This is a genomic window from Pseudobutyrivibrio ruminis AD2017 (assembly GCF_000424305.1).
Taxonomy (GTDB): Bacteria; Bacillota; Clostridia; order Lachnospirales; family Lachnospiraceae; genus Pseudobutyrivibrio; species Pseudobutyrivibrio ruminis_B.
The window spans coordinates 73,809-90,111 of sequence record NZ_AUJQ01000006.1; the positions used below are offsets into that span (position 1 = coordinate 73,809).

11 protein-coding genes are annotated in these 16,303 nt (G+C 37.0%); 9 read left to right on the forward strand and 2 right to left on the reverse strand.

The annotated features are described in order from the left end of the window. Position 1: 1 nt before the first annotated feature. Positions 2 to 1,678, forward strand: a complete 1,677-nt coding sequence (locus G611_RS0105070; RefSeq protein ID WP_028242710.1) for a recombinase family protein — start codon at positions 2 to 4, stop codon at positions 1,676 to 1,678. A 107-nt stretch (positions 1,679 to 1,785) separates the two neighbouring features. Continuing rightward, the gene (locus tag G611_RS0105075) at positions 1,786 to 2,922 is read left to right on the forward strand and encodes an aldo/keto reductase (RefSeq protein WP_028242711.1); all 1,137 of its coding nucleotides are present in this window, start codon (positions 1,786 to 1,788) and stop codon (positions 2,920 to 2,922) included. 26 nt (positions 2,923 to 2,948) lie between these two features. Here G611_RS0105075 and G611_RS15185 read toward each other — a convergent pair whose 3' ends face one another. Further along, entirely contained in the window at positions 2,949 to 5,576 is a 2,628-nt protein-coding gene (locus G611_RS15185) for a hybrid sensor histidine kinase/response regulator (RefSeq protein WP_081656970.1), read from the reverse strand. A 98-nt stretch (positions 5,577 to 5,674) separates the two neighbouring features. On the opposite strand from G611_RS15185, the gene G611_RS0105085 reads away from it, so the two are divergent. The 3 genes from G611_RS0105085 (at position 5,675) to G611_RS0105095 (ending at position 11,050) form a co-directional block, all read left to right on the forward strand. Beyond that, complete coding sequence (locus G611_RS0105085; protein ID WP_028242712.1) at positions 5,675 to 6,388, forward strand: LytR/AlgR family response regulator transcription factor; 714 nt, start codon at positions 5,675 to 5,677, stop codon at positions 6,386 to 6,388. Positions 6,389 to 6,522: 134 nt separating this feature from the next. After that, positions 6,523 to 8,913 carry a hypothetical protein gene (locus G611_RS0105090; protein ID WP_155942249.1) on the forward strand — a complete coding sequence of 797 codons (2,391 nt, stop codon included), beginning with the start codon at positions 6,523 to 6,525 and terminating at the stop codon, positions 8,911 to 8,913. Positions 8,914 to 9,112: 199 nt separating this feature from the next. Beyond that, on the forward strand, positions 9,113 to 11,050 hold the full coding sequence (locus G611_RS0105095) for a hypothetical protein (protein WP_028242714.1): 1,938 nt from the start codon (positions 9,113 to 9,115) through the stop codon (positions 11,048 to 11,050). A 198-nt stretch (positions 11,051 to 11,248) separates the two neighbouring features. On the opposite strand, the gene mscL is transcribed toward G611_RS0105095, so the two are convergent. Further along, entirely contained in the window at positions 11,249 to 11,692 is a 444-nt protein-coding gene (mscL, locus tag G611_RS0105100) for a large conductance mechanosensitive channel protein MscL (protein ID WP_028242715.1), read from the reverse strand. A 121-nt stretch (positions 11,693 to 11,813) separates the two neighbouring features. Here mscL and G611_RS0105105 point away from each other — a divergent pair, with 121 nt between their 5' ends. From G611_RS0105105 to G611_RS0105120, 4 genes are all read left to right on the forward strand, one after another. Beyond that, positions 11,814 to 13,097, forward strand: coding sequence for an SseB family protein (locus G611_RS0105105; protein ID WP_028242716.1), 1,284 nt, complete (start codon positions 11,814 to 11,816; stop codon positions 13,095 to 13,097). Between the two features lie 84 nt (positions 13,098 to 13,181). After that, positions 13,182 to 14,483: an MFS transporter gene (locus G611_RS0105110; RefSeq protein ID WP_330362025.1), complete on the forward strand. Its 1,302-nt coding sequence runs from the start codon at positions 13,182 to 13,184 to the stop codon at positions 14,481 to 14,483. Beyond that, positions 14,483 to 15,319, forward strand: a complete 837-nt coding sequence (locus G611_RS0105115) for a glycerophosphodiester phosphodiesterase (RefSeq protein WP_330362026.1) — start codon at positions 14,483 to 14,485, stop codon at positions 15,317 to 15,319. The genes G611_RS0105110 and G611_RS0105115 overlap by 1 nt, the downstream gene beginning before the upstream one ends. A 2-nt stretch (positions 15,320 to 15,321) precedes the next feature. Beyond that, entirely contained in the window at positions 15,322 to 16,296 is a 975-nt protein-coding gene (locus G611_RS0105120; RefSeq protein WP_036948241.1) for an alpha/beta hydrolase, read from the forward strand. Positions 16,297 to 16,303: the final 7 nt, after the last annotated feature.

Genomic DNA, 16,303 nt, shown 5'->3' on the forward strand with positions numbered 1-16,303 from the left:
TATGACAAAAGAAAAGACAAAAGTTTATATTTACACTCGTGTCTCAACAGCAATGCAGATAGATGGCTATTCATTAGAGGCACAGAAGACAAGAATGAAAGGCTTCTGTGCTTACAATGAGTACGAGATTGCTGGGGAATATGAGGATGCAGGAAAGTCAGGCAAATCCACTGTGGATCGCCTGGCTTTTAATAAAATGATCGAAGATATAAAAGCAGGAAAAGATGATGTGAGGTTTGTTCTTGTATTTAAACTTTCAAGATTCGGAAGAAATGCTGCAGATGTTCTTTCTACACTTCAAGTGATGCAAGACTTTGGAGTTGACCTTATATGTGTAGAGGATGGAATAGATTCATCAAAAGATGCAGGTAAACTAATGATTTCAGTTCTATCAGCTGTAGCTGAAATTGAACGTGAAAACATTAGAGCTCAAACCATGGAAGGTAGAATGCAAAAGGCTAGAGAAGGAAAATGGAATGGAGGAATGGCTCCGTATGGTTATAAGCTAGTGGATGGAAATCTAGTTATTAAAGAGGATGAAGCGGAAGTTATTAGAAAGATTTTTGAAGTATATGTCAATACAACACATGGACCTTCAGGTGTAGCAAAGTATCTTTCGAATCATGGAATAAAGAAGGTAAAAAGGCGTGATTGGGAAAACGAATACTTCAGCGAACATACAATTCGTCTTATTCTTCAAAATCCTGTTTACATTGGAAAGATTGCATTTGGTAGAAGAAAAACTCAAAAAGTTAAAGGTACACGTAATGAATATCAGATAGTTAATTCTGATGATTATATTACGGCTGATGGAGCACATGAAGCTATTGTATCTGAAGATTTGTGGGAGGCTGCTAATGCCAAGATGAAAAAGCGTTCTCATAAATATAGTCGTGTTAATAAACCAAAAGAAGAAAGAACGCATCTTCTTACAGGAATAGTGAAATGCCCGATATGTGGAACAGGATTGTACGCTAACAAGGCAACTAAGAAAAAAGCGGATGGAACATTCTATAAGGATTTCTATTATTATTCTTGCAAGCACAGAAAAAAGGATAGAGGTCATGTATGCACATATAGAAAGCAGATAAATGAAGAATTACTTGATGCAGCAGTCATTGAGTCTATAATTCGAATGACACAAAGTAGAAAATTCGCCCAAGAAATCAAAAGAAAGATTAAGGCGGAGGTGGATACCACTGAATTGGATAAAGAAATAAAAGAATTAAAAGCTCAGCTTAGAAAGTGTTACAACAGAAAAGAGGCTATCAATGATGATATAGATTCTTTAGATGTTGAGAATAAGCATTATTCAAGACGCAAAAATGATCTCGAGTGTAGTTTATATAAAATCTATGATAAAATTGATAGGACAGAAGAACTACTACTGTCTGCTCAGGCAAAGCGTCAGGCAATAATAGCAAATAAAGTATCAGCTGATAATGTATACAAGGCATTGGTTTATTTCGACAAGTACGTTGTTGATATGACTGATGCAGAGTGCAGAGAGTTCATCACTCAACTTATAGAGAAGGTTGAGGTTTACGAAGAGAGACAGCCAGATGGAAAGTGGATTAAGGATATTAAGTTTAAGATTCCAATGATCAACAATGAGACACTTTTTGGTTTGGACAATTTAAATCAGCTTGAAACGGTGGCATTAATTAAAAAAGCATAGATTCTTGCTGACCTTGCGGATAACATTTGAAATGAATTTATTCCATTACACGCGGGTTTCATGTTATTATATCAGGGTAAAAGGAATGTAATAACGGGAGGTACATAATGGTAGAAAATAAGTTTTTCCCAGAGATTCACGGTAACTTTGGATTTGGATGTATGCGACTTCCAATGCAGGACAAGGAAGTTGATCATGAACAGTTCAATAAGATGATTGATGCCTTTATAGCGTCAGGTCTTAACTATTTCGATACTGCTCATGGATATATAGATGGTAAATCTGAGACAGCCATTGCAAAATGCCTGTCAGCAAGATATGACAGAAGTCAGTTCTTGCTTACAAATAAGCTGACTGAGCCATATTTTAACAAGCAGGAGGATATCCGTCCTTTCTTCGAGAATCAGTTAAAGTGGTGCGGAGTAGATTATTTTGATTTTTATCTCATGCATGCACAGAATAAGGATAATTACAAAAAGTTCCAGGCATGCAAGGCATACGAGACAGCCTTCGAGCTTAAAAAAGAAGGTAAGATTAAACACGTAGGACTTTCATTCCATGACAAGGCAGAGGTCCTTGATATGATTCTCACAGACCATCCAGAGGTAGAGGTGGTTCAGATTCAGTTCAACTATGTTGATTATGAGGATGCTTCTGTAGAAAGCCGCAAGGTATACGAAGTATGCGAAAAGCATAACAAGCCAGTTATAGTTATGGAGCCAGTTAAGGGCGGTAGCCTTGTAAATCTTCCTGAAGAGGCTGATAAGGTATTCAGAGATTTAGGAGATAAGAGTAACGCCAGCTATGCAATCAGATTTGCAGCCAGCTTCCCTAGCATGACTATGGTTCTTTCAGGAATGAGCAACATGGAGCAGATGGAAGATAACTTAAGCTTCATGAAGGATTTTGAGCCACTGACAGAAGCAGAAATGGGAGCGGTTGCCCGTGTTACAGGTATCTTTAAGAACCTTAACCTCATTCCATGTACTAGCTGTAGATATTGCGTAGAGGAGAATCACTGTCCTAAAAACATTCGCATTCCAGACATGTTCTCAGCTATGAATGCTCACGAGGCATTCCATGATTGGAACTCGGGCATGTATTATGATTTAGTAAGTGGAAGTGACAATGGTAAGGCTTCTGATTGTATTAAGTGTGGCAAGTGTGAAAAGGTTTGTCCACAGCATCTTCCAATTCGTGATTTGCTTGATAAGGTTGCAGGAACCTTTGAAAAGAAACATTAATAAAACAAAGGGCCTAAGCAAAACGCTTAGGCCTTATTTAATGCATCATTTAATTGATTTAGCAAATCTCCATATTCAGCCATCACCTCATAGTGATGTTCTTTTATGTAATCTATATTGTTTTCCTTAACCGCAAATTCCAAAGCCTTGGCCTTTGCAGAAAGCTCAGGGGCACCAATAGTCATAGATGTTCCTTTAAGAGAATGTGCCAATATCTGATAATTAGGCCAGTCCTCTTTGCTGAGACTTTCATTTAACGCAGGACGCTTATCTTCGTTTACGTAGGTGGTAAGAATCTGTGTGTAAAAATCTTCATCATCTGCAGCAAATTCCATGCCAGCTTTTGTATCTAAAAAGCTAAGAGCTGATAGCAAGCTTGAAGTTACGTTAGGCTTTGAGACCGGACTTTCAGTTTCTTCATTTAATGTTATTAGATGAGAAGGTAAATGCTTCAGCAGCATTTCTTCCAAAACATTTGGCTTAATAGGTTTTGAAATATAGTCATCAAAACCGCTGTGAAGGTAAGATTGATCTGCTCCAATCATGGCGTTTGCCGTAACCATGATGACTGGAGTTTCGTTGTTGATGCTTTGCTTATTAGCGCGCAGTCTGGTGAGTACTTCTATGCCATCCATTTCAGGCATCATATGATCAAGAAAAACTAAATCGTATTTGGTAGTATTCAGTTTTTCTAACGCAGCAGCACCACTTAAAACAGAATCGATTTGAATCTCAGTTTTCTTCAAAAGGCCGACTAATACGTCTAAGTTCATTTGTACATCATCAACGATTAAAATCCTTGCTTTAGGAGCAGTGAAACTTAGCTGATGTTTTTTTGTATCGGTTGAATAGTCATCATAAATACTTTCTAATGGAGCTGCATCAATTACTTTTTGAGGAATTTTTACGGTAAAGACTGAGCCCTTTCCGTAAGTGCTGTTTACTAATATTTGTCCATGCAAAAGATTAACCAGGTCTTGAGTAATTGAAAGACCTAAGCCAGTTCCTTGTATTGAACGATTTCGTGACAGCTCAAATCTTTGGAAGTTTTCAAAAATATGAGGTAAATCAGTTTCTTTAATACCAATTCCGTTGTCTTCGACAGAAGCAATCAGCGTGATATTATTAAATGTACGTTTCTCATATTTGATATCTAACTTAATAGAGCCTTCTTCCTGTGTGTATTTAACGGCGTTGGATAGCAGATTTGAAAGAATCTGTTTTAATCTGACATCGTCACCGTAAAGAGTTTTAGGAAGCATTGGGTCACAGTTTATTGTTAGATTTTGCCTTTTTTCAGCAGCAAGATAGTAAAACATGTTGTAGCAATCATTAAGTACTGTTTTGATGCTGTATTCATTTTTTATGATTTCCAGCTTACCTGATTCAATCTTTGAAAAATCCAAAATATCATTAATTAAGGATGTAAGATTCTTAGAAGCTGTACTTATATTTTCTGCATATTTTAATATGGTTTCATCTTCACATTCTCTGCAGATAAGCTCATCCATACCTGATATGATGTTAATAGGTGTTCTTATTTCATGAGAAATATTGCTGATGAATTGTGATTTAGCTTTATTAGCAGCTTGTGCTTCTTCCACTAGGCGATTTTCTTCAGTCAAATCTGTAGTTACTAAGATGTAACACATTGGCTCATGATTTTTGTCCATTTTGCAAGAAAAGTTAACTAATGTGACTTTGTCAGTAACCTCTGAGGTTAAGCGGTAATCGATTGCATCTCCTTCAGTAGCTTTGGCAAACATCTTCAGTGGCTCGCCACTTTTTAGCTTAAAGATTTCTTTAAGTCGAATACGCTGTGGCTCTTTATCAAGTCCAAGCAATTTATTAGCATATTCGTTTGACAGGCATAAATGATAGTTAGTATCGAATACAAGCAGTCCTGCGGCCAGTGTTGAAAAAATATCCTTACTGATATTATTGACGGTGATATAGAACACCATGTATCTGTTGGCTGCAGTGTAGAAAACAACAAACGCAATACAAATACCAAAGCAATAGAAAATGTGCGCAAAGGAAATATCGTGCACAATTTTTATTAAATCAGGTATTGTTGAAAGGCATAAAATAGTATTAGAAATGAAAGCATAAATAATAAGTCTTCGTTCACGTCTATATTTGGAACTAAATGCCCAAGCTATACTAATCAAAAGAAGACATATTACAAGTATGATTAGATATGTGTAGTGGAAGATATGTCTATATGGATCTGAGCGAATATAACTTGTAAAGTTGTCATATCTTATGAATTTATCTGTGTCAGGATGCCCGTAGATTAAAACATCCAAAATAGCTGCGATAGATGCAATTCCAATAATCATGTATTCTGCAATTTTACTAAAGTTAAGGCAGCTGGTGATAAGCAGCAATTCTGCAACTAGATAAATGTCTATACCGACCAAACCTATAACTCTGAAAATATAGGCTAAAAACAGATTGGTGCTAAGGGACATAATGGAATATCCTGTAAGACATAGACCGTTTCCTAAGGCAAGCAAAAATACGGCGTACTTAAAAAAGCCCCGGGTATGTTTTTCGCGGCTCAAAAAAACGGCCCCAAGGTGTATAGATACTGCACCAGACATTAATAATATTATGTTTATATATAGTAGATTATCTAAAAAAAGTTTCATAAATATATTATATATAATTATTTTTGGTTTTTCATTATCAAACTGGCTTAATTATGCTATTATTTAGTTACAGTATAAGTTACATAAGGGGATTTTATATGAGAGTTGCAGTTGTTGATGACGAAAGTATGTTTCGCATGCAATTGAAAATGATGGTAGAAAAGCTTTCAAAGGTTAAGTCGGTTCGAATTTTAGTTGATGAATTTGAAGATGGACCAAGTTTTATTGATGCACTATCGGAAAGACGATACGATATTGTTTTCATGGATATTTATATGCCTGGTATGGATGGTATAGAAACAGCCAAAACGCTTAGACGTAAGACTGAGAGAACCTTCCTTATCTTCCTGACAGCTTCAGATGGGCATTATCCAGACGCATTTTCGCTACATGCATTTGATTATGTTACAAAGCCATTTACTTTAGAAAGAATAGACCAGGTTCTTACAGAAATATTAGAGCACACACCGCTTGATACAGCTTTTATAAAGATTTCTGCTTCCGGAGTGGAAGAACGTGTTAAATTAAAAGACATTGTTGCTGTTACAACGGATGGGCATTATCTAGAAATAAGAAAATCCGATGGAACCACACGAAGAGCCAGATTAACGTCAGGCGAATTTTTAGAAATGACAGGTTCCGATAAAAGATTTGCAGTTCCGAACAGAGGCATCATTATTAATATGGAATATTTGGATTATATCGAAGCGGGTCAGGTTCATATGACTGATTCAAGCGAATATCCTGTATCAACTAGAAAAATACAAGAGTTAATGCAGATAGTTGATGAATATCGATATAATAATCAATAAATATAAAGAATTAGAGCTAGTACGAATTAGTTTTGCCAGATTTTAAACGTTTGTGCCAAAACTATTGCGTCTAGCTTTTTTTCTGTTATCCTAGTTACAGTATAGTTAAATTATATAACGAAAGGATTTAGGTGATGAGGAAAGGTTCGGCCAAAGCCGCTGTTTTAGGCTTGTCGACAATTACTATAGCTGGCACCGTGGCGATTCCGGTGCAAGTACAGGCTTCAGATAACACTGAAAGCCTTTTTAGCGACTCTTCATACACTGCTACAGACGTAGCAGATTCCCAAAGCCTTTCGGAATCTATAGATGATAATACAGTTGAAAATATTGTGGAAAACGTTTCAGGTACAGATATCCCTGAGGCAACAGAAGCAAAAGAAAGCATATCAAATGCTATTGAAGCCACAACTAATATAGAAACAGCCCAGCAGGCCATGGATGATGCCGAAGACGAAGCAAACGATATCGTTGGAACAATATCAGGCCAGGCTGATAACACAAAAGCTGATAGCGAAGCAGCTAAAACAGCAGCTCAAAACGCTAATGAGGCAGTACTTGCACCTAATACGACAAAATCAGATGCTGTCACTATTATTGCAGATGCGGAAAAAACAGTATCCGATGCGCAGACCAATTACGATGAGGCCAGTGCTTCCTATGATAAAGCGATGGTAGCATATGAAGAGGCTAAGGAAGATTATTTAACTGCCGCAGATGCATATAAATCAAATAAACAATCTGCATTGTCGGATTTAAATAAAGCAGACATAGCTTTAACAGAAGCAGAAGAAAAGCTTGCTAAAATGCAGCAGGAAGCTGAAGCTGCAAGACAGGCTTTAGTTGATGCCGGTGCAGAAGCATTAGTTAATGCAGACGAAACTACAGATATTTCAGAATATGTTCAGACTATTGTTAGATACTATTACATTCCTAATAATGAATTGTCTGATGGCCAGCAAATCACAGATTTTGTAGTTTCATCAACAAATGATGATTATCTTTCTATTTCATATACTATTACTGATTCGGATGGAAATATCTTAAGAACAGTAAATGCTGATTATGGCTATGAAGTAGATAAAGATTCTGGGGAGATTCGTATATACGATAACAAGCTCTGCTACGAATATGTTGATTCAAACGGTCAAACAGTTCGCATCACAAAAGAAGAAGCACAAGCTTTAGACGATAACAGAATAGAAATCGGAAGATATTTTACAGCTACTGGTTTCTACATTCCTAGATATGAAGAGCTTGCAAGATATAAGGGAACCATTTCTTATATCAATTACTCTGATGCAAAGGCCATAGCTCAGGGCAAAAAATCTATCGAAGAATTATATGCCAGTGATTTATACAGATATAATGCAGAAGCTTCTTACATAGAAGGAACAAAAACACCATGGCCTTTAACTTATCATTTGGATTTGAAATATAATGTTTATTACGACCAGGTGGAAGTATATCTTATGCCTATGACTCGTGTTAGTTACGAAGGCATAGTAAAAGAACTAGCCCAATCAGGCAAAAGAGTTATAAGCACTCCTGAGGAATATAGATACGGTATAGTTAGATATATTCAAGAATATGCCATTTCTGATCAGGTGGCAGGCAATGAATATGCATCATATAAGGATGCTGTAGCTGCTGTAACACAGGATGCTAAGGATTCAAAAGATGCTGTGGGCATAGATATTGCAAATAGCACAAATCTTTCGATCAAAGAAAATATAAAATATGCATCTGTAGAAGAAAGACATATTAATGAAGGTAATGCTTTGTTTGAAAGCATGTCTAATGGCTATAGATCATACATATCTTCACTTAAGACTAAGCTTGATTATTATTCAAAGCTTATGGAGGATGTAAATAAAGCTAAAGAAAGTTATGCATCTGCTAAATCAGAGGTTAAAAAGCTTCAGGACAAAATCGAAAGCTTAGATTCAGCAAACGATATAACTACAGCAGCAAAACTTGCATCTCTTCAGGCAAAGCTTGAAAAGGCAGAGCTTAACTTAACAACTGCAAAAGAAAATTTAGATTTTGCTAACGAATCATTAGCAAATGCAAAAACATCCTTTGCTAAGAGATACGAAACAGCACCTTCAGTTCCTGCAGCTCCAGCAGCAGAAAACATTAAATCAACTATACAATCAGTTGTTTTAGACCTTACTGATGAAGAACTAGAAGAAACTGAAGAGCCAGAAGAGTTAGAAGATACAGAAGATCAAGCACAACAGATACAGGTTGCAAACGATACTACAGCTGGTACAGGCAACGATGGAAATGGTGGTGACGGGGAACAATCTGAATTAGATTCGGATGCTACTACGGAATTAGCAGGCGATGCTGTTACGATTCCAGATGAAGAAACGCCAACAACAATAACAATTGCAGGAATACTTGCCAGAGGAAAATGGTTTATAGGATTAGCAGGTGTATCTACAGCAGGTATCGGTGTTGCTGTTTTGGAAGCTAAGCACAGAGCAGCGATGAAACTAATAGACAAATTAAATCAATAAACGTTACAAGGATTGACCGAAAGTCAATCCTTTTTATATTTATAACATAGTACACAAATATTTTATACGTTCTTGCCAGATTTTTGACATTTTTGCCAAAATCTTGTTTCAATAGTTGAGAAGTGTTACATTCTTTAAGGTAGATTTTAGAGACTAAAACAAATTTTTAACAAAATAAAATAATTGAAAGGGACTAGAGATGAAAAACAAGGTTGTAAAATCAATGACATTAGGTCTTTCTGCTGTTACGCTTGCAGGTTCTATGAATATTACTGCTTTGGCAGCTGAGCCTACAGAACAGAATGCAACAATTACAGAAGGCGCTGAAGTAGTACCTTCACAGGAAACACAGACAGATGAGAACAACGAGGTCGCTGGGGATGAAAAATTAGAAGAAAATATGTTAGGAGCAGCTAGTGTACCTAGAATACCAACAGACGCAGAAATGGTTCAAGCAGCAATTGCAGCAGGCATGACTACAGAAAAGGAAGTTGAGCTTTACAATACACTTGTTGATGAAGTAAATGATGCGGTTTCAGATTACGCTGAAATGGTAGCTCCTGTTGTTACTCCTACAGAAAAGGAAGTAATTAAAGATGGTGATTCAGACGAGAACATCAAGAATATCATTAAGTCTAACCTTGGTGTAGATGACATTAAGGTAGAAAGAATGGATAGCGACTCAGTAAGAGTTACTTATACAGATGCTGAAGGTAACGAGCAGGTTGGTCATTATTGCTATAAGGTTGATCCAACTACTAATATTGTTACTGTTTCAACAGAAGAAACAAAGTATGATTTACAGAAGCCTGAGGTTGAAGTAGTCACTGGTCCAACAGAAGATACATATAATACAGTTCCTGAGAACATTGCAGGTGCAAACGAAGAAATGCAGGGACTTATCAAAGAAGATGGTTCTAATTACGTAAAGCGTTATTTATACAATAATAACTATTACACAGAGGAAGCTTTCAACGCTCTTAACCTTTCAGATGATGAAAAGAAAAAGGCTTCTGTTGCTAACATTATCTTAATGGATACAGATACAGTAACTGGAAAATACGTTACTGATGAAACATCTACAACATTTACAGATAAAACTACTGTAGATGAAAATGGTAACGTGGTTGAGGTTGAATGCCCTACTGTAGAAAACCTCATTGCTGAAGGTGATGCTACAGTTGTTTCATTTTTTGATAAAGATGGTAAATTCATACAGAATGTTATCAACATAACTACAAAGGTTAAATATCAGTTCATTAATGGCGTGCTTTCTGATATTGATATGGAAACTAGAAATAACCAGATTGATGCTTTTAGCAAAGCTTTCATGGAGCAGGTTACAAATGAACTTCAGAAGCAGGAGAATATGATTGGTTTAGCTTTAGCTTTACCATTTGGTGATCCAACAAGACAGATTGGCAATCAGCCAATACAGCCAGTTGGAACAGGCTATTTTGCTGTAGGTTGCTCACATGATACAACATATGATTCATTTGTAGCTAACTTTGTATCAAGATACTACACTACTTCATATGCTAACGAAATTCAGTCAGTTTTACCAACAGAGTACTCTACACATTCATATACATTACATGTTAGAGTTGTTGGTACAACATATAATTTCATTCACCAGGCATTTGAGTGGGCGCCAACACCAGCACCTACACCTGTGCCAGGTCCAACACCAGCACCTACACCAGTACCAGGTCCAACACCTGCTCCAACACCAGGTCCAGGCCCAGCACCTACTCCTAGCGGAACAGTAGTAGTACCAGTAAATTACGACCCAACAACTATTCCAGAGGTTACACCAGTTCCAGCAGCAGGTCCACAGCAGCCAGCTAGACCAGCAAGAAGAAACGCAGTTGTTACAATCGAGGATGAGGATACTCCTCTTGCAGCAGATACAGAAGATGCAGTTGATACTGCTGATGCTCAGAAGACAGAAAAGGTTGAAGATACAAAGGAAGTTGAAATCGAAGATCCAGCTGTTCCAGAGTCAGCTGCAGTTCAGAAGAATTTCTTGGAGCGCTCTTGGTGGTGGTGGATTCTTGTTATTATCGCTGTAATCAGTGGAGCTGTTGCTTACGAAAAGAAGGCTTCAAAGAATAAGAACGACGATATTACAAAATAATAATAGGTGGTTTGCATTAAGAATGCATTCGCTTTGAATGTAAAGGGACGAATAATGAAGGTATTTCTATTTAAAGTAAAAATGTTTAAGACAATGTTTGAGAATCATAAACTGAGAAAACAGTTGAGAAGATCAAAAAGAGACAAACTTGACTAATAAAAAAGCTTGTTACCTTGTAAAGGTAGCAAGCTTTTTGTTTTATAACTGTGAAGTACAGTGAGGGCAACGAGTTGCCTTAATATCGATTTTGCTATAGCAGTAAGGACACTCCTTTTCTGTAGGAGCAGCAGCCTCTTCCTCCTCTTTGTTACGCTTAACAATTGCAGCAGCTCTTTCGCTAGCTCTGTTGATACCTTTGATGATGCAGAAGATAACAAGCGCTGTGATTAAGAAATTGATTATAGCAGTAATGAAATTACCGTAATAAAGAGTTGGTGCTAATTCACCAGATCCAAGTGTAACTTTTAGTTCAGAAAAATCTGTTCCGCCAAATATTCCGAGGAGTGGTGTTAATATATCCTCGTTCAGGGATGTTACTATTGCTGTAAAAGCACCACCTACGATAACACCCACAGCCATGTCCATGACGTTTCCACGCATGATGAATTCTTTAAATTCTGAGATGAATCCTTTTTTACTCATATGTACCTCCCTTGTGGTTATAGTTTTCACTGTTATTTTAGCTATTTCTTGTGTATTTAGCAACAAATAGATTATAATATTAAAAGTGCAACTGCACTAAAGATATTAAGGAGAATTTGTTATGGGTTTATTTGACAAAAAGAAAAAAGAAGCAAATGCTGCAGCAGAGAATGCAGCAGAAAATATCAAATTAGAGGATGCAGATGTTTCCAACACAGTAGATACTAACAGACGCTTTTCTGTAATCGTTGATGGCGTTACTACTATGCTTGATGGTAACGGAAGCATTATTTCAGGAAATTTATACGGACAAATTAAAAAGGGCGATAAGGTATACGTATACATGGCTGGTACACCAGCTGTAGAATGCGAGGTTCAGGCAATAGAAGCAAAGCAGGAAGAAAGAACAGCTATCGTTGATGAGGCTTCAGATACAGCTGTATCTTTACAGCTTACATTGCCAGACGAGGTTCAGCTTAAAAAATATGCTGTAATCACAAACATTAAGCCACAGGATAAGTTTGATCCTAAGGTATCTATAGAAAATCCAGCATTAGCTGGAATCATTAATGGTATGACTACATACAGCCAGGATAATGGTTTCCATGCAACAGTTGCATATCATGTTAGTCATGCTCATTTCCTTACACCAATCAAAATGGACGTTGAACCAGAAGTTAATGAAAACGGTGTTGCTGTTATTAAAAAAGATACTAAAATCGGATTTTATATGCTTAAATCTCAAATCAAGTTAGCAGGAACTCCAGAAGATAAGGACAGCATGGTAATGCCATTGTTTACTGACTGGGATGCACTTCGTAAATGGGAAGGACTTTCAAAGGATGGCAAACTTGTTCATACACAGGTTCTTTCTTTCCAGGATGTATATGCATTGCTTAAGCGTGGAGATGCTTATGCAGGTATTGCTATTAATCCATTTAACGCTGTACCTTGCACACTTCCTATACCATATCTTGACACTATCACAGGTACACCTGGATACAAGGCAGAATTTGCACCTAAGAATGATGCTGAGCATGTAAAGGAAGAAAAGCTTCCAGCTGGCAAGAAAATCCTTCTTGGTGTTCCAAAAGATTGTGAGGAAACAACAGCTATTCGTGAGAAGCTTTTAGAGTACGGCAAGAATCACGATGATATTTATTCAATCAGCTTCCTTACAAAGATTGAAGAGGATACTAAAGTCATTCGTCACTTGGTAGTGCTTGAGTTCCCAGAGGAATACACACCTGAGAACATGAAGCCACACATGGAGGCTATCTATCATGAGCTTGCGCCAGTAGTTAACGAGATAAAACAGATTGAATACGCTATCAAAGGCAAAATACCAGCCATCGACAACGTAGTAGCGGAGCACGCATTGCAGCTGGTGGTATATACGAAGTAAAACGTATTTAGATGAGCCTGTAGGTAACAAGCGGACTAGATTGGGGGAGATATTATGAAATTGGATATTAAGAGAACGGTACAAATGGGGTTCGGGTTTCTTAGTATATGCGCTTTCTGGCAGATGTATAATGCCTTAATTCCGCTTATACTAACAGGAACCTTTCATCTAAACGAAACTATTTCGGGTGTAATCATGGCAATGGACAATGTTTTGGCGTTGTTCTTATTGCCATTGTTTGGCGCTATTTCAGACAAGTCGAAACACAAAATGGGTAGGCGAAAGCCATTCATTTTATATGGAACAATTGCTGCAGTTATCCTTATGGTTATGCTTCCAATTGTGGATAACAGCTATTATGCAAATCCTACCATGGGGAAAGAAGCCATATTCATTGGAATACTAGGAGCCCTTCTTGTTGCAATGGGAACTTACAGAAGTCCTGCTGTTGCATTAATGGTAGACTGCACAATCAAACCACTTCGTTCTAAAGCAAATGCCATTATCAATTTAATGGGCGCTGTGGGTGGCATTATTTATCTTGCAGTTGCAGCAGTGCTTTATCCAGCGTCACGTACAAAAGATTTGGAGCATATCAATTATCTACCTGTTTTTCTTATTGTTGCAGGAATAATGTTGATAGCTCTTTGCGTAGTGATGTTCACTGTGGATGAAATAGGATTTGCTAAAGAGGTTGAAAACTATGAGCTTTTGCATCCAGAGGAAAATCTCGCTGTGGAAGACGAAAACGGCAATGAGGTTTTACCGGAGGATGTAAAACGTTCGTTGATATTCCTTTTAATATCAGTTTCATTATGGTTTATTGCATATAATGGCATGGAAACATGGTTTACAACTTACGCTGTCAGAATGTGGAATATGGCAGTAGGTGCAGCATCATTTTGCTTACTTGTTGCTACTGCAGGAGCAATCGTGTTTTTTATTCCATCAGGTTTACTTGCATCTAAAGTAGGACGAAAGAAAACAATCCTTTTAGGTGTGGCTATACTTGGACTAAGCTTTTTAGGTGGATTCGTATTTACGATAATTCATCCAAGCTTTTCGCCAATATTGTATGTATTGTTTGCATGTGTTGGTATCGGTTGGGCCTTCATCAATGTTAATTCAATGCCAATGGTTGTTGAAATGTGTAAAGGCTCAGATGTTGGTAGATTCACAGGATATTATTACACCTTCTCGATGGCAGCGCAGATAGTAACACCAATAGTTGCGGGTTGGCTGCTTAACCATGTGGGGTATATTACTTTATTCCCTTATGCAACGATTTTTGCAGCACTTGCATTTTTAACTATGCTTTTTGTTAAACACGGCGATGGAAATGTAGAAGCAAAACGAGGCCTAGAGGCTTTCGAAGACATGGACTAATGAAACAGAGATTTTATAGAGCAAGACTATTATTAAAACAAATAAGAGTAAGAATATACAATCTTAAAGGCATAAGGAAAAGAGGTAATGATTCAATGAACAGACCGTTAGTTTTTGGACACAGAGGTGCAAGCGGATACTTGCCTGAAAACACAATTCCAGCATTTGAAAAAGCTATCGAAATGGGAGCTGACGGAATAGAGCTAGATATCCACAAAACAAAGGATGGACAGCTGGTAGTTATCCACGATGAAAAAATCGACAGAACATCAAATGGAAAAGGTTATGTTAGGGATTTCACTTTAGAAGAGCTTAAAAAGTTCAATTACAATGCTACTCATCCTGAGTGCAGGCATGCAGATATTCCTACCATGCGAGAAGTGTTTGAACTTATTAAGCCTACCGATTTAATAATCAATATCGAGTTAAAAACAGGAATAGTTTTTTATGAAGGAATAGAAAAAGATATCCTAGCCATGACAAAAGAATTTGGAATGGAAGACAGGGTTATATATTCATCTTTTAACCACTATAGCATTATGAAAATAAAGGAGCTTGATCCTACTGCAAGAACAGGCTTCCTATATATGGATGGAACACTTAACATGCCTGAATACGGTAAGGAACATGGTGTGGAGGCTTTGCATCCAGCGTTGTATAACGTTCAGTATCCAAATTATGTTGAAAGATGTCATGAATTAGGACTGAAGATTAACACATGGACAGTTAATTCTAAGCAATATTTACATATGGCATGTGATATGGGCTTAGACGGAATTATTACAAATTATCCAGATGTAGCACTAGAAATTGTTAACGAATACAAGTGGGATTAATTATGAAAAAAATAGAAGATTTCTTCATTAGAGAACAGGATTTTGCGGAGGGTATCAAAAGCAAAATCCTTCCTTTTCTAAATGACAAAATAAAAGATGGCTATTTTATAAATAGAGATGGTTTAACGCTACACTATCAAGCTATCATAAATCCAGATGAGAAGGCTGCTGTTGTTATATCTCATGGCTATTGTGAGTTTACTACTAAATACGCAGAACTAATTTATTACTTTTATCAGATGGGATATTCTGTCTTTATTATTGACCACAGAGGCCATGGTTTATCAGATAGACAGGTAGACGGCTTTTGCAAGGTTCACGTAAATCATTTTGAAGACTACGTATCAGATTTTAACGAATTTATCGAGAAAATTGTTGTTCCAGAAAGTCTTACAGAAAGACTGATTCTTTTTGCTCATTCTATGGGTGGAGCAATTGCAGCACTTTATATTGAGCAGCATCCAACAGTATTTGAAAGGGCAATCTTATCATCACCTATGATACAAATGTCAACAGGTGGTACTAGCAAATTCATGCTAGGCTTCATGAAGCTTCTTTCATACATACCATTTTTTAATAAAAGATATTTAAAGGGGTACCATGATTATGATCACTCCTATAAATATCCTAGATGTTCTGCTCTTTCTAAAGCAAGATATAATTACCAATATGATGAAAGAGAGCGTGAAAAGCATTATCAGACTAACGGCTGCACTTACGGTTGGTCCAGAGAAGCTATTAATGTTTCTAAAAAAATTCTTAAAAACGCAAGTTTAGTCAAAATTCCTGTTATAATAATGCAAGCATCTAAAGATGCTCTTGTAATGCCAGAGGCTCAAAATGAGTTTGCCAGTTTAGCACCTAATTGCAAGCTTCACCGTTTCGAGGGAAGTAAGCACGAAATATTCAATGCGACTGACGATATAATTCTGGATTATTACAACATGGTTTTTGATTTCTGCGAAAGCAGTAGATAGGAGTTAA